Origin of the sequence: Amycolatopsis thailandensis (assembly GCF_002234405.1) — a bacterium.
Taxonomy (GTDB): domain Bacteria; phylum Actinomycetota; class Actinomycetes; order Mycobacteriales; family Pseudonocardiaceae; genus Amycolatopsis; species Amycolatopsis thailandensis.
Window position 1 is genome coordinate 1 of sequence record NZ_NMQT01000093.1, and the last position, 14,091, is coordinate 14,091.

The 14,091-nt window shown below is 68.2% G+C and carries 12 protein-coding genes; 3 read left to right on the forward strand and 9 right to left on the reverse strand.

Going from position 1 to position 14,091, the window contains the following annotated elements:
- Positions 1-363: 363 nt before the first annotated feature.
- From CFP71_RS25215 to CFP71_RS25250, 8 genes are all read right to left on the reverse strand, one after another.
- Positions 364-1,998: an ArnT family glycosyltransferase gene (locus tag CFP71_RS25215; protein ID WP_244199821.1), complete on the reverse strand. Its 1,635-nt coding sequence runs from the start codon at positions 1,996-1,998 to the stop codon at positions 364-366.
- Between the two features lie 396 nt (positions 1,999-2,394).
- Positions 2,395-3,348 carry a squalene cyclase gene (locus CFP71_RS25220; protein ID WP_093936421.1) on the reverse strand — a complete coding sequence of 318 codons (954 nt, stop codon included), beginning with the start codon at positions 3,346-3,348 and terminating at the stop codon, positions 2,395-2,397.
- A 10-nt stretch (positions 3,349-3,358) separates the two neighbouring features.
- Entirely contained in the window at positions 3,359-4,090 is a 732-nt protein-coding gene (locus CFP71_RS25225) for an HpcH/HpaI aldolase family protein (RefSeq protein WP_244199822.1), read from the reverse strand.
- Positions 4,091-4,110: 20 nt separating this feature from the next.
- Positions 4,111-4,896 carry a 2-oxo-hept-4-ene-1,7-dioate hydratase gene (gene hpaH / locus CFP71_RS25230; protein WP_093936423.1) on the reverse strand — a complete coding sequence of 262 codons (786 nt, stop codon included), beginning with the start codon at positions 4,894-4,896 and terminating at the stop codon, positions 4,111-4,113.
- Positions 4,897-4,996: 100 nt separating this feature from the next.
- Positions 4,997-6,091 (reverse strand): 3,4-dihydroxyphenylacetate 2,3-dioxygenase, encoded by a 1,095-nt coding sequence (gene hpaD / locus CFP71_RS25235; RefSeq protein WP_093936424.1) that lies wholly within the window; start codon positions 6,089-6,091, stop codon positions 4,997-4,999.
- Between the two features lie 30 nt (positions 6,092-6,121).
- A complete protein-coding gene (gene hpaE, locus CFP71_RS25240) occupies positions 6,122-7,627 on the reverse strand; it encodes a 5-carboxymethyl-2-hydroxymuconate semialdehyde dehydrogenase (RefSeq protein ID WP_093936425.1) in 1,506 nt (501 codons plus the stop codon).
- Between the two features lie 13 nt (positions 7,628-7,640).
- The gene (locus tag CFP71_RS25245; RefSeq protein WP_093936426.1) at positions 7,641-8,312 is read right to left on the reverse strand and encodes a GntR family transcriptional regulator; all 672 of its coding nucleotides are present in this window, start codon (positions 8,310-8,312) and stop codon (positions 7,641-7,643) included.
- Entirely contained in the window at positions 8,294-9,772 is a 1,479-nt protein-coding gene (locus CFP71_RS25250; RefSeq protein ID WP_093936427.1) for a fumarylacetoacetate hydrolase family protein, read from the reverse strand. The genes CFP71_RS25245 and CFP71_RS25250 overlap by 19 nt, the downstream gene beginning before the upstream one ends.
- Positions 9,773-9,922: 150 nt before the next feature.
- Between CFP71_RS25250 and CFP71_RS25255 the strand changes: the two genes are divergently transcribed.
- Entirely contained in the window at positions 9,923-11,296 is a 1,374-nt protein-coding gene (locus tag CFP71_RS25255; RefSeq protein WP_093936428.1) for an MFS transporter, read from the forward strand.
- An 18-nt stretch (positions 11,297-11,314) separates the two neighbouring features.
- Here CFP71_RS25255 and CFP71_RS25260 read toward each other — a convergent pair whose 3' ends face one another.
- A complete protein-coding gene (locus tag CFP71_RS25260; RefSeq protein WP_093936429.1) occupies positions 11,315-12,004 on the reverse strand; it encodes an IclR family transcriptional regulator in 690 nt (229 codons plus the stop codon).
- Between the two features lie 71 nt (positions 12,005-12,075).
- Between CFP71_RS25260 and CFP71_RS25265 the strand changes: the two genes are divergently transcribed.
- Both CFP71_RS25265 and hpaB read left to right on the forward strand, forming a co-directional pair.
- On the forward strand, positions 12,076-12,606 hold the full coding sequence (locus CFP71_RS25265; RefSeq protein ID WP_093936430.1) for a flavin reductase family protein: 531 nt from the start codon (positions 12,076-12,078) through the stop codon (positions 12,604-12,606).
- 19 nt (positions 12,607-12,625) lie between these two features.
- The gene (gene hpaB, locus CFP71_RS25270; protein WP_093936431.1) at positions 12,626-14,080 is read left to right on the forward strand and encodes a 4-hydroxyphenylacetate 3-monooxygenase, oxygenase component; all 1,455 of its coding nucleotides are present in this window, start codon (positions 12,626-12,628) and stop codon (positions 14,078-14,080) included.
- The last annotated feature ends 11 nt before the right edge of the window (positions 14,081-14,091 follow it).

Here is a 14,091-nt window from a genome sequence, read left to right on the forward strand (position 1 = left end):
GTCGAGCCTTCACCACGGTCATGTCTCCCGAACGCAGAGTCCGTGAAGGCCTCCTTGAGGGACCCAGGGTCCCTCAAGGAGGCCTTCACGGACCGGTGCTCCTCGGCGGCGACTGGCAGGGCGAAGGGGACTTTCCCCTCATCACACGAGCGGAAAGTCCCCTTCACCCCAGGGCAGGCAGTCTCCGGGGTGGCGGCGACACGAGGCTGGCGTGCAGGCAAGCGATTCACAGTCATTGCGGCACCACGAAATACCCGGACAGGCGACGAGAGCGGGCGACGCGGCTGGCGGAACCCGGCCTCAGCCGGTGAGGCGATCAAGCGGATAGCCGACCCGCAGCTCCGCACGCGACGCGTGCCCGGCTCACCCGCCTGCCCCGTTGGCCGGGGCGGGCGGCGCGGCGGGGATCCGGCCCGACTCCGGGCCGGCATTGGCGTCGAAGGACATGCCGGAGTAATCGGGGTCCAGCACGGAGATCGCGTATGTGGCGGGTGCAGCCATCACGGCCGCGACCCCGACGGCGAGCCCGGCGGTGACCAGGCGGGGCGAGACGGTCTTGACCACGCGCGTCAGAACCAGCGCGACGACAGCGGCCACGCCCAGCGCGAGCGCACCCCATTTCGCCCATGGCAGGAAATTCGGGTAGTGCGACCACAGCCACGCGGCCCAAGCCACCTCGGCCGCCACCGCGAGTGGCAACAGCCAAGCCTGCTTGCCGCCCTCCCGATACGCCCGCCAGAACAGCACGATGCCCAGGGCGGAGAGCGCGGCGACCGCGGGCGTGAGCGAGGCCACGTACGCGGTGTGCGGCACGTCGGCGACGCTGAAGACCAGGCCGAAGGTCAGCAGCCACACTCCCCACATCACCAGCCCACCGCGCACCGGATCGGAGCGTTCGGCCCTACGCCGCCACCACAGTCCGCGCAGCAGGGTCAGCAGCACGAGCGGGTACAGCCAGCCGACCGCGACGGCGAGGTGGCCGTCGAACAGCTTGGCCCCACCGTGCTGGACCGGCCTGCTCGTCGCCTTCGTCGGGTCCTCATCGGGATTTCCCCGTTTGGCGGGAATGATGTCACGCTGCTGCGGGTCGATCGCGCCGCCGTCGTTGTCGAACTTCCTGGCGCCAGGCAGTTCGATGCCCAGGTGGCTGAGGCCGTTGTAGCCGAACACCATCGCGAAGGCGCTGTTGTTCGTGCTGCCGTCGACGTAGGGCCGGGAACTTGCCGGGGTGAGGGTGAACAGGGCGATCCAGGACAGCGACACCGCCAACGTCACCGCACCGGCGATCGCCACGTGCTTCACCCGGCGGCGCAACCCGGTCGGCGCGCTCAGCAGGTAACCGATCGCCAACGCGGGCAGGATCATCCACGCCTGCAGCATCTTCGCCTGGAAGCCCAGCCCCACCCAGACCCCGGCCCACACCAGCGACCGGAGCCGCCCTTCCAGGACGGCGCGCTGGTAGGCGTCGACGGCGAGCACCAGGCACATCGTCAGCAGACCGTCCTGCATGCTGTGCCCGAACATCGACGCGGCGACCGGCGTCAGGGTGAAGATGCCCGCGGCGAGCAGGCCGGGAACGACGCCCGCCCAGCGCCGCACGACCCGGTACATCACGAGCACCGAGATCACGCCTTCGATCACCTGCGGCAGCGCGAGCGACCATTCGCTGTAGCCGAAGATCTTGGCCGACACGACCTGCGGCACGAACGAACCGGCGAGCTTGTCCAACGTGGCCGTCGCCTCCGCGTCCACGGCCCCGAACAGGAAGGCCTTCCAGCTCCCGGACATGCTCTTCACGGCGTCCGAATACAGCGGCGCTAGGTCCACCACCGGCAGATTCCACGCGTACAGCACCGCCGCCACCGCCGTGATTCCCAGCAACACAGGCCGGGCCCAGCGGGGCTGATCGGCAGGCGAATGCCACACCGCCCAGCGCGGGGACGTGCTTTCGGACACGACGTCCGGCGACAACGGACGACGAGCAAGTGTTTCGGACACTCCGATACCTCCAGGCACGGGTAAACCGGCCGAGTCATTTTCAGTGCATTCCCCAGTGCGCGAATTCGTCCCCGCACGCGCGCTACGGCCGGAACTCTCGCGGACTCCGACGTTATCCGCGGATGATCACCACCCATACCGCCGATCGGATTCGCAAGCGCCGGACATGCGTTACGCAGAGCCCCATTTCGGCTGAGGATCGCGGATCCCGACGGATGACGTTCAGCCAGTCGGTGTAGGCATCAGCCACCGCGTGAAGTCATCCGGCCACGGCGGTGACGGCTTATCTCAGCAGAAAATCGAGTTAATGCGAACGAATTCATTCGGTATCGAAGGCTTTGCGGACCAGTTTCGCGGATTCCGTCGGCTTTGTGCGATACCGGGTCATCCCACGTCCTAGCGCGATCCGGAGTCCCACCAGTTCAAAACCCGCGTCCCGTACAGAGCCAGCCACTTCGAAGGCACACCCGCCGCGACATCGACCTCGAACCACACCCGCCCGGCATGCCGATGTGCCTGTAGCCAGGTGCCGTCCGGCTGCCGGGCGGAACGGATGAGCTCGACGGCTTCGGCCATCCGCCGGTCCGGAGCGGTGCCGTCGTGCAGCGAGGCCTCACGGAAGTAGTCGGCCGCGTTCAGCACGTCGTAGAACCAGCGGAACGGGTAGGCGAAGACGGCGATCCACGGCGCGATGACCGCACCGGTCGACAACCGCCGGAACAAGCCGCGTTCCAGCAGGTACTCCTCACCCGTGCGCCGGGCGGCCCGTGAGGCCGAGGTGCCACCGGTCGCCGCCTCGAACGAGAGCAGGCCCTTGAGCGAGTTCAGCGTCGAGTGGACGGACGACCGCTTCGAACCCGAGACCCATTCGCAGTTCCAGCCACCGTCGGGCTGCTGATGTTCCGTGAACCACGAGGCGAGCGAAGTGACGTCGGCGCCGAGCCACAATCCGTTCGCGAGGGTCCACGCGTTGATACAGCAATCGACCTCGCCGCCCCAGTACGGCAGGTCGTCGTACTCCCACCGGCTGTTCGCGGCGAGGAGGCCGGCGGTCCCGCGCAGGACCCCGGCGTCCATTCCCCACTCCCGCAGGGTGTTCAGCGACCACGTCGTCGCCGTCCACGGCTGCCCGATCTCCTCACCCGAAGACAAGCCGGAGAACCCGGCGGGGAAGAACGCGCCGCCCGCCCACTGGCCGTCCGGATCCTGGTGGGCGAGCAGACGCGCGCCGAAGCCCTCGGTCGCGATCCGTGCCCGCGTCGCCTCCCAGACCTCGGGCGGTTCGTGCGCGAGGTCGCGTTCCACCTGCCAGCGCAGGGCCGGATCGGAGTCGAGCAGCCACGGGATCATGTGCGAGAGATTAACCCGGATGCCGCCGCGCGAGCGCCTCCGAACCTTGGGCGAGCAGGGTGACGTCGGCGCCGACCAGGACGAACGACGCACCGGCGTCGAGATAGCGCTGGGCCTGCGCCGGATCGAACGCGTTGACGCCGACCGGTTTTCCCTGCGCTCGGACGGCCTCGAAGGTGCTCAGGACGGCCGCGGTGACGTCGGGATGCGTCTGCTGTCCGAGCAGGCCCATCGACGCGGCCAGATCGGACGGTCCGACGAACACGCCGTCGACGCCGTCGACAGCGGCGATCTCGGTGGCGGCCGCGACACCCGCCGTCGACTCGATCTGGACGAACAACGAGGTGAACTCTTCGGCGTTCGGCAGATAGCCCTCGACCCTGTTCCAGCGTGCCGATCGCGAGAGGGCGCTGCCGACGCCGCGCACGCCTCGCGGCGGATAACGGACGGCTCGCACGACGGCCTCCGCCTCGTCCGCGCTGTCGACCATGGGCACGAGCAGATTTTGCGCGCCCAGATCGAGCAGTTGCTTCAGCGCGACGGCGTCGCCGGACGGGGCGCGCACCATCGGTGTGCTGGGGTACGCGGCGATCGTCTGCAGCAACGACTGCACCGTCTCCAGCCCGGTGGGGGTGTGCTCGGTGTCGATGAGCAACCAGTCGAGGCCCGACCCCGCGCAGATCTCCGCGACGACCGGGCTGCCCGAGGTGACCCACATGCCGATCAGGGGCCCTTCGGACAACCGATCCCGGAAGGGCGGGTCTAGACGAAGCGGCATGTGATCGCCCCCAGGTCCCGGTAGTCGGCGGTCACCGTGTCTCCCGGGTGCACCCACATCGGCCGGGTGAACGAGCCGGCCAGCACGATGTCACCGGGATCGAGTTTGTCGCCGTGCTGCGCGAGTTTGTTCGCCAGCCAGGCGACGCCGTTCGCCGGGTGGTTCAGCACCGCGGCGGCGACGCCGGACTCCTCGATGGTCTCGTTGCGGTACAACAGCGCCGAGACCCACCGCAGGTCGACGGCGTCCACGGCGACGGGGTTGCCGCCGTAGACCATGCCGCCCATGGCCGCGTTGTCGCTGATCGTGTCCACGATGGTCCGCCCCGCCATCTCGATGCGCGACGACAGGATCTCCAGCGCGGGCACGACGTACTCGGTCGCCCGCAGCACGTCGAACACCGTGGTGTCCGGTCCGGCGAGGGACTCACGGAGCACGAAGGCCAGCTCGACCTCGATGCGCACGTTCGAGAACCGGCTGTGCTCGATCACGGAACCGTTCTCGAACACCATGTCCGCGAAGATGGCGCCGTAATCGGGTTCGGTGATCCCGGTGGCGGCCTGCATGACCTTCGAGGTGAGCCCGATCTTGCGGCCGACCGGACGGCGCCCCGCCGCGATACCCCTGCGCCGCCATTCGTTCTGCACGGCGTAGGAGTCCTCGACGGTCATGTCCGGGTAGCGCGCCGTCAGCAGCGGGATCGTCTCCCGGGCTTCCTCCGCGGCCGCCAGTTCGTCGGCGATCGCGGTGATCGTTTCCTGTTCGAGCATGTCCCCGCCCTATTGTCTGTTGGTGAACCGCCGCTGCGATCGAGTGGGTTCACACGTTCGGTCGCCTTTCGGGTACATCTGCAGCTCCGCCGCCCGGCGCTCAGAGCTGGTTGCCGAGTTTGTACTCGCCCTGTTTCCAGGCCGGCAGTTCTCCGTCGTCGTCACCCTTGCGGGTGTAGGAGAAGCCGTCGGCGCCGATGGTGACCTCCAGTTCGCTGTCGTCGGTCCGCGCGACCACCGGCTGCGGCTTGCCGTCGAGGTCGAGCACCAGCGAGGCGTCGGTGTACCACGACGGGACGACCGGGGTGCCCCACCAGTCGCGACGCTGGTTGTCGTGCACGTCCCAGGTGACGACCGGGTTGTCCGGGTCGCCGGTGTAGTAGTCCTGCGTGTAGATCTCGACGCGGTGCCCGTCGGGGTCGCGCAGGTAGAGGTAGAACGCGTTCGAGACGCCGTGCCTGCCGGGACCGCGTTCGATGTGGTCCGACATCCGCAGCGAGCCGAGTTTGTCGCAAATGGACAGGATGTTGTGCTTCTCGTGCGTGGCGAAGGCGACGTGGTGCATCCGCGGCCCGTCGCCGCCGGTCATCGCGGTGTCGTGCACGGTCGACTTGCGGCGCATCCAAGCCGCGTACGTCGTGCCCTGATCGTCCTGGATGTCTTCGGTGACGCGGAAGTTGAGATCCTCCATATGCCTCACCGCGAGCGGCACGTCCGGGGTGACCTGGTTGAAGTGGTCGAGCCGGACCAGCGCGCCCGGGATGTGCAGGTCGTAGCGCCAGCTGAGCCGATCGACGTGCTCGACGTCGTGGAAGAACTCGATCGGGAAGCCGAGCGGGTCCTGCACGCGCACCGAATCGCCGATGCCCTTGGTGTAGCCCTCTTCGCGGCGCTCGACCCGGCAGCCCAGTTCCGTGTAGAACGCGACGGCCTTGTCCAGGTCCTCGGGCGAGCGCACCCGGTAGGAGAAGGCCGCGACCGCCGCGATCGGGCCTTGGCGCAGCACGAGGTTGTGGTGGATGAACTCGTCGATCGTGCGAAGGCTGACGGTGGTCTCGTCCTCTTCGGTCACGGTCAGGCCGAGGATGTCGGCGTAGAAAGCCCGCGAACGCGCCAGATCGGTGACGACGAGTTCCATGTACGCGCAGCGCAGGACGTCCGGCGGTGGCGAGCTCGGGGTGGGGATGGTGGTCATGGAATCATCCTTTGTGGACAGGGAGTGGGGTCAGCCCTTGCCGAAGGCGGGGTTGTGCACCTCGCCGAGATTGATGTGCACCGCCTGCTGGTCGGTGTAGAAGTCGATCGAGCGGTAGCCGCCCTCATGTCCCAGCCCGGACGCCTTGACCCCGCCGAAGGGCGTGCGCAGATCGCGGACGTTGTTCGAGTTGAGCCACACCATCCCGGCCTCGACGGATTGCGCGAAGTTGTGCGCCCGCTTGAGGTCGTTGGTCCAGACGTAGGCCGCGAGCCCGTACTTCGTGTTGTTCGCCAGCGCCAGTGCTTCGTCTTCACTGTCGAACGGCGTGATCGCGACGACCGGGCCGAAGATCTCCTCCTGGAAGATCCGGGCGTCCGGTTTGACGTCGGCGAACACCGTCGGCGCCACGTAGTTCCCGTCCGGGAAACCGTTCGGACGGCCGCCGCCGGCGACCAGCCTGCCCTCGGTCTTCCCGATCTCGATGTACTTCATGACCTTGTCGTAGTGCTCGGGGTGCACCAGCGCGCCGACCTCGGTCTTGGGGTCGCTCGGGTCGCCGACCACGACACGTTTGGCCTGCGCGGCGTAGCGCTCGACGAACTCGTCGTAGATCGCGCGCTCGACCAGGATCCGGCTGCCCGCGGTGCAGCGTTCGCCGTTGAGGGAGAACACGCCGAAGATCGTCGCGTCGATCGCGGTCTCCAGATCGGCGTCGGCGAAGACGATGGCGGGGGATTTGCCGCCCAGCTCCATCGACAGTCCTTTGAGGAACGGCGCCGCGTTGCCGAAGATCAGGCTGCCGGTGCCGCTTTCGCCGGTGAACGAGATCAGCGGGACGTCCGGGTGCTTGACCAGCGCGTCGCCGGCGTCCTCACCGAAACCGTTGACGAGGTTGAACACGCCCGGCGGCAGTCCGGCCTCCTCGAAGATCTCCGCCCACAGCGACGCGGACAGCGGCGTGAACTCCGCGGGCTTGAGCACGACGGTGTTGCCGGTCGCCAGCGCGGGGGCGAGTTTCCACGACTCCAGCATGAACGGCGTGTTCCACGGCGTGATGAGCCCGGCGACGCCGATCGGCTTGCGGTTGACGTAGTTGATCTGACGGCCGGGCACCTTGTACGTGTCGTCGGCCTGCGCGACGATCAGATCGGCGAAGAACCGGAAGTTCTCCGCCGCGCGGCGGGCCTGGCCCAGTGCCTGCGAGATCGGCAGGCCCGAGTCGAAGCTCTCCAGCGCGGCCAGGCGCTTGTCCCGCGACTCGACGAGATCGGCGATGCGGTTCAGCACGCGCGAGCGTTCGCGTGGCAGCAGCTTCGGCCAGGGGCCCTCGGTGAACGCCTTCCGCGCGGCGGCGACGGCGCGGTCGATGTCGGCCTTCTTGCCCGCGGCGGCCTGGACGTAGACCTCGTTGGTCACCGGGTCGAGCACGTCGAAGACGGCGCCGTCGGCCGAGTCGGCGAGTTCGCCGCCGATGTAGTGCCGGATCCGTTCCGGGACACCGTCGGGGATCGGCCGGGGAGTCGTGGTGGTCAAGATTCCTCCTCAGTCAGCGCTTCGCGCGCTCTCGAGCGTCCAGAAAGGCCTGCATGGTGGCCCAGCGGTGATTGCGCGCGGCGAATTCGATGTCGAGCGGGTCGGCTTTCTCGGAGATCAGCCGGAGGATCTCTTCGTGTTCTTCGACCGACCGGTGCGCGCGGTCGGGGACGAACGCGAAGGTCGAGTCACGCAGACCGGACAGTCGCGTCCAGCCCTGGTGCACGAGATCGAGGATCTGCGGGTTGGGGCAGCATTCGAAGAGCAGCGAGTGGAACTGCTGGTTCAGCGCGGTGAACTCGTGCGCGTCGAAATGGTCCAGCAGGGCGATCATCCGCTCGTTCACCCGGCGCGCCTTCGCGATGTCCTCTTCGGTCAGCCCCGGTGCGGACAGTGCGGTGGCGACGCCTTCGACCACGCCGAGGGTCTGCATGGCGTGGACGTATTCGTTCTGGTCCACCATTGCCACGCGGGCGCCGACGTTGCGCTCGAAGGTCACCAGCCGTTCGGCCTCCAGGCGCCGGATCGCCTCGCGCACCGGGACGACGCTCATGTCGAGCGCGCCGGCGATCTCCGCGAGGACCAGCCGGTAGCCGGGTCCGTACTCGTGCCGGGCGATCCGCTCACGCAGCCACTCGTAGGCGAGTTCGGACTTGCTGGTCGTCTTCACTGCTTCTTCAGCCATGCCTCATACCTTTCCCGCCACAACGGGTTCAGCGGGAAGAGCCCCTCGATCGGGCGCCCCTGGCCGACCTGCTGCGCGATCCAGGAGTCCTCGTCCTCCTGGACGAGCGTCGCGTCGGCGATCTCTTCGGCCAGCGACGGCGGGATGACGACCACGCCGTCGTCGTCGCCGACGATGATGTCGCCCGGCAGCACGGTGGCCCCGCCGCAGGCGACCGCGACGTCGGTGTCCCACGGCACGTGCTTGCGGCCGAGGACGGCCGGATGCGCGCCCTGGGAGAACACCGGGAGCCCGGTCTCCGCGACGGCCTCGAAGTCACGGACACCGCCGTCGGTGACCACTCCGGCGGCGCCGAGGTACCGGGCCCGCAAGGCGAGGATGTCCCCGAGCGTGCCGGAACCCTTGTCGCCGCGGGCCTCGATGACGATCACCTCGCCCGCGCCGACCGAATCGAAGAGGCGTTTCTGCGCGTTGTAGCCACCGCCGTGGGATTTGAACAGGTCCTCACGGTTCGGGACGAAACGCAGAGTCCTCGCCGTGCCGACGATCTTCGAACCGGGCAGGTTGGGACGCACGCCGTCGATCGCGACGTTGTTCAGCCCGCGCTTGCGCAGCTGCGCGGACAGGCCCGCGACGGGCGCGCGAAGGAGCTTGGCCCGAAGCTCGTCACTGAGCCCGTTCTCTTCGGCAGGCTCGTCCGTGGGCGTGCCCCAAGCTTCGGCGCGCTGCTTTTCGTCGACCTCGGGCAGGCTGCCGACGTCCGAAAAGGACCGGATGCCCTGGGAAACCGTGGTGTGGAGCCGTCCGCTGCTGACGGAGGTGCCGGGAACGTCGACCTCGACCACGACGACGTCGCCGGGGGAGACCACCGTCGACCCGGCCGGGGTGCCGGTGAGGATGACGTCGCCGGGTTCGAGCGTGAAGTGCTGGGAGAGATCGGAAACGAACTGCCGCAACGGGAAGATCAGTCCGGCGGTGGTGTCCTCCTGCACCAGGTCGCCGTTCACCCAGGTGCGGACGCGCAGCGACGAGGGGTCGACGTCGCGCGCGTCGATGAGACCGGGGCCGAGCGGGGTGTAGCCGTCACCGCCCTTGGACCGGACGTTGGAGCCCTTGTCCGCGGTGCGCAGGTCGTAGAGGCCGAAGTCGTTCGCGGCGGTGACCGCGGCGACGTGGTCCCACGCCTCGTCCGGCTTGACCCAGCGGGCCGCCGTGCCGATGACCAGCGCGATCTCGCCCTCGAAGGCCAGCAGTTCGGTCCCCGCCGGACGTTCGACCGTGCCCCCGGACGTACCGATCGAACTCGACGGCTTGAAGAAGTACGACGGGTTTGCCGGACGCCGCCCGCGTTGCTCGGCCCGTGACGCGTAGCTGAGATGGACGGCGATGATCTTGCCCGGCCGGGTGCCCAGCGGACCGGACCCGCGACCTGATGGCGCCGTTGCCTCGTAAGTGCCCATGTTTCCCTGAATCCCTCGACCCTTGCTTCGTATCTAATAACGTATATGATTCCGTGCCACAGTGGCAAGGCGGTCACCGAGTGGCTTTCGCCTCGCCCGAGGATCCCTGCGGGCCGCCACTCGCGTCAGGCCTACGTCAAAGGAGTCAAGGTGTCGAATCCAGCGCAGGATGAGCACACGCCCGGCCGGACCGCCCCGCCGTCCTCCGACCGGCGCCGGGTCGCGTTCGCGACCGTCGTCGGCACCACCGTCGAGTGGTACGACTTCTTCGTTTACGCGTCCGCCGCCGGTCTCGTGTTCGGCAAGCTGTTCTTCTCCGGGCTCGGGGCGAACAGCACTCTCGTCTCGTTCGCCACCGTGGGCGTGAGCTTCCTGTTCCGCCCGCTCGGCGCGTTCCTCGCCGGCCACTTCGGCGACAAGTACGGCCGCCGGGTGGTCCTGGTGCTCACCCTGATCCTGATGGGCGCCGCGACCACGCTGATCGGTGTGCTCCCGACGTTCGGCCAGATCGGTGTCCTCGCGCCGGTGCTGCTGATCCTCTTGCGGGTCCTGCAAGGGGTTTCGGCGGGTGGTGAATGGGGCGGTGCCGTCCTGATGGCCGTCGAGCACGCGCCGTCGAAGCGCCGGGGACTCTTCGGCGCCTCGCCGCAGATCGGCGTCCCGCTCGGTCTCCTGCTGGCTTCCGGTGTGCTCGCGCTGACCAGCCTGCTCGTCCCCGGCCAGGCGTTCCTCGACTGGGGCTGGCGGATCCCGTTCCTGCTCAGCGTCGTGCTGATCCTGGTCGGGCACTACGTCCGGCGCCGCGTCGAGGAGAGCCCGGTCTTCCGGGAGATCGCCGAACGCCGCGAGCAGACCCGGACGCCGATCGTCCAGCTGTTCCGCAAGCACGCCGTGCTGGTCCTGGTGGCCGCGCTGGTGTTCGCGGGCAACAACGCCGTCGGCTACATGACCACCGGCGGCTACATCCAGAACTACGCCACCAACCCGAAGGGGCCGATCGGTCTCGACCGCGGACCGGTGCTGTGGGCGGTGACCGCGTCGGCGGCCACCTGGCTGATCTCGACGTGGGCGGCGGGCGTGGTGTCCGACCGGATCGGCAGGCGGCGTACGTACGTGCTCGGCTGGATCGCGCAACTGGCCGGCGTCGCGGTCCTCTTTCCGCTGGTGGACACCGGGAACATCGTGCTGCTGGCGCTGGGCCTGATCATCCTCAGCGTCGGGCTCGGATTCACCTACGGCCAGCAGGCGGCGTTCTACGCCGAGCTGTTCCCCGCGTCGATCCGGTTCTCCGGCGTTTCGATCTCCTACGCGATCGGCGCGATCCTCGGTGGCGCGTTCGCGCCGACGATCGCGACCGCGCTGGTCGACGCCACCGGAACGTCGGTGTCCGTGGCCGTCTACCTGGCGGGGATGACGGTCATCGGCCTCATCGCCACCTTGTTGCTGCGCGATCGATCGGGGATCCCGCTCGGGCCCGACCACGAAGCCGAGCAGGCGGTGAGCCCGCTGCGGTTCTCGAAGTGACCAGTCCGTCCGTGACGCTCACCCGCCGAGGGCGTCACGGACGGCTTTCGCCGCCGCCTTGAGCCGCTCCGCGAGCTCGGAGGGGGCCAGGGTGCTGGACAGGTAGACGACCGCGAGCGCCGCGGGGTCGTGGCCTCGCAAGGGAAGTGGCACCGCGACGGCGCTGAGATTCTCGATCACCTCACCGTGGCTGTCCGCGTATCCGCGGGCGGCCACTTCTCGTATTCCCTCCGGCCATCCCGCCTCCGGAAGCTGCGACAGGATCGCCCGGCCGGGGGCGCCGACGGTGAACGGATGCCTGGACCCCGGGCGCTGCGCGACGGACGCGACGGCGTGCCGGGGTTCCACGCTGACCAGGGTCACGCACTCTTCGCGGTCCATCACCGCCACGAAACACGTCATGCCGAGTTCGTTCGCGACCGCGGTCAGCTCGGGCAGTGCCGCGGCCTGCAGATCGTGCTTGATCCCCGCCGCGAGCGCCGCCAGCCGCGTGCCGAGCTCGAATTTCCCGGCAGGCTCCCGGGTGAGGAGCCCGTGGTCTTCGAGCGTGCGGATGAGCCGGTACGCGATCGACCGGTGGACGCCGAGTCGTTCGGCGATCTGGTCGACACTGAGCGCTTCTTGAGCGTCGGCAAGGACTTCGAGGACGCGGATGCCTCGGCTGAGTGTCTGCGACGCGCTCGAAGCCTTGCGGGAGTCCGAAACCATCGTATACGATCCATTTCGATAGTTGAACTGGCTGTTCGATTATAGAACAGGAACCGACAGTGTCGCCAAAGATGTCACGCGAAACCAGTTTTCCGCCGGGTTCGAACCTCTATCGGCCGCCCGCGCAGTTCTTCCGAGGCTGTCTCGGCCGGTTCGCGACCGGCGTGGCGGTGGTGACCTTCGACGCCGCCACGAAACGGCACGGCCTGACGGTGAACTCTTTCACCGCGGTCTCGATGGACCCGCCGCTCGTGCTCGTGTCGATCCAGCGCACCGTGAAGAGCCACGACCTGCTCGCGGACTGCCCGTTCGCGGTCAACGTCCTCGGCGCCGAACAGGAGGCGCTCGCGATGAACTTCGCCGGTCGCCCGACCCCAGAGGGCGCGCCGGTGTGGGTCGAAGGCGGGCATGCGCCACGGCTCGGTGGCGTGCTCAGCTGGTTCGACTGCACGCCGTGGGCCGCCTACGACGGTGGCGACCACACCCTGTACCTCGGCGAGGTGCGGGAGTTCGACTACCGCTCGGGCGACGCGCTCGGCTTCGTCGACGGACGGTTCTCGACGATCCACGAATCAGCTCAAGGCCACGAATCTCTGTTCTGACAAGAGTAAGGAGCCCGACATGGGAGCCCGCACCGGACAGCAGTATCTCGACAAGCTCAACGCGATGACGCCGGAGTTGTACGTCGACGGCGAGAAGGTGACCTCGAAAGTCGCCGAGCACGCGGCCTTCCGCAACAACGCGCTGACCTACGCGAAGCTGTTCGATCTCCAGCACGACCCGGCGCACCGAGACGTCCTCACCTACGAGTCGCCGACGACGGGGGAGCGCGTCGGCACCTCGTTCCTGGTGCCGCGTACCGAAGAGGACCTCAAGCGCCGCCGGGCCGCCTTTTCCGTGTGGGCCGAATACTCCAACGGTTTCCTCGGCCGGACCGGCGACTACATGAACTCGTCGCTCACCGCGCTTTCCGCCGCGAAGAAGTTCTTCTCCCCGGCCGATCCCGTCTTCGGCGAGCGCATCGAGAAGTACTACGAGATGGCACGCGAGAACGACCTCCTCGCGACGCACACCCTGATCCCGCCGCAGGTCAACCGTTCGGTGTCCGGCAGCCAGCAGGGTGGCGGGAACCTGTCCGCGAAGGTGGTGGAGGAACGGGAGGACGGCATCGTCGTCCGCGGCGCCCGGATGCTCGCCACGATCGCGCCGATCGCCGACGAACTCCTGGTGTTCCCCTCGACCGTTTTGCGCGGCACCCCCGAAGACGCGCCCTACTCCTACGCTTTCGCGGTCCCGAACGACGCGCCCGGGCTGAAGTACTTCTGCCGCGCCGGACTCGACCACGGCCGCTCGGCCTTCGACGAGCCGCTCGCCTCCCGGTTCGAGGAGATGGACGCGGTCGTGGTGTTCGACGACGTCTTCGTCCCGAACGAGCGGGTCTTCCTGCTGGGGCATCCGGAACTGTGCAACGCCTGGTACTCCGAGACCGGGGCCGGCGCGCTCATGACCCACCAGGTCGTCACCCGCACGCTGGCCAAGACCGAGTTCTACCTCGGCCTCGCCAGTGAGATCGCCGCCGCGATCGGCATCGGCGGCTTCCAGCACATCCAGCAGGATCTGTCGGAGCTGATCTCCTACGTCGAGATCGAGAAGGCCGTGCTGCGGGCGGCGGAGGCCGACGGCAAGCTCAGCGAGGACGGCGTCTTCCTGCCGAAGTGGGAAGTCCTCAACGCCGCCCGGAACTGGTATCCCACCAAGGTCTCGCCGCGGCTGACCGAGATCATCCGCAAGTTCTCCGCGTCCGGCCTCATGGCCCTTCCGGGTGAAGCGGACTTCGAGTCGGAGGGGCGCCCCGACATCGACGTCTATCTCCAGTCGGCCACCCTGCCCGCGAAAGACCGCGCGCGGCTGTTCAAGCTGGCGTTCGACGCGTCGGTGTCGAGCTTCGCCGGGCGGGAGACGTTGTACGAATACTTCTTCTTCGGCGACCCGGTGCGGATGGCGGGCGCCCAGGTGAACGCGTACCCGAGGGAGGCACTTCAGGAACGGGTGCGGGAGCTGCTGGCGCGGGACTAAACGTGAGGGCC

Excerpts from the sequence above, each read along its gene's own strand:
- CFP71_RS25220 (WP_093936421.1), bottom strand. The coding sequence starts at position 3,348 with ATGATCCCGTGGCTGCTCGACTCCGATCCGGCCCTGCGCTGGCAGGTG.
- hpaH (WP_093936423.1), bottom strand. The coding sequence starts at position 4,896 with ATGCTCGAACAGGAAACGATCACCGCGATCGCCGACGAACTGGCGGCC.
- hpaD (WP_093936424.1), bottom strand. The coding sequence starts at position 6,091 with ATGACCACCATCCCCACCCCGAGCTCGCCACCGCCGGACGTCCTGCGC.
- CFP71_RS25245 (WP_093936426.1), bottom strand. The coding sequence starts at position 8,312 with ATGGCTGAAGAAGCAGTGAAGACGACCAGCAAGTCCGAACTCGCCTAC.
- CFP71_RS25250 (WP_093936427.1), bottom strand. The coding sequence starts at position 9,772 with ATGGGCACTTACGAGGCAACGGCGCCATCAGGTCGCGGGTCCGGTCCG.
- CFP71_RS25260 (WP_093936429.1), bottom strand. The coding sequence starts at position 12,004 with ATGGTTTCGGACTCCCGCAAGGCTTCGAGCGCGTCGCAGACACTCAGC.
- CFP71_RS25265 (WP_093936430.1), top strand. The coding sequence starts at position 12,076 with ATGTCACGCGAAACCAGTTTTCCGCCGGGTTCGAACCTCTATCGGCCG.
- hpaB (WP_093936431.1), top strand. The coding sequence starts at position 12,626 with ATGGGAGCCCGCACCGGACAGCAGTATCTCGACAAGCTCAACGCGATG.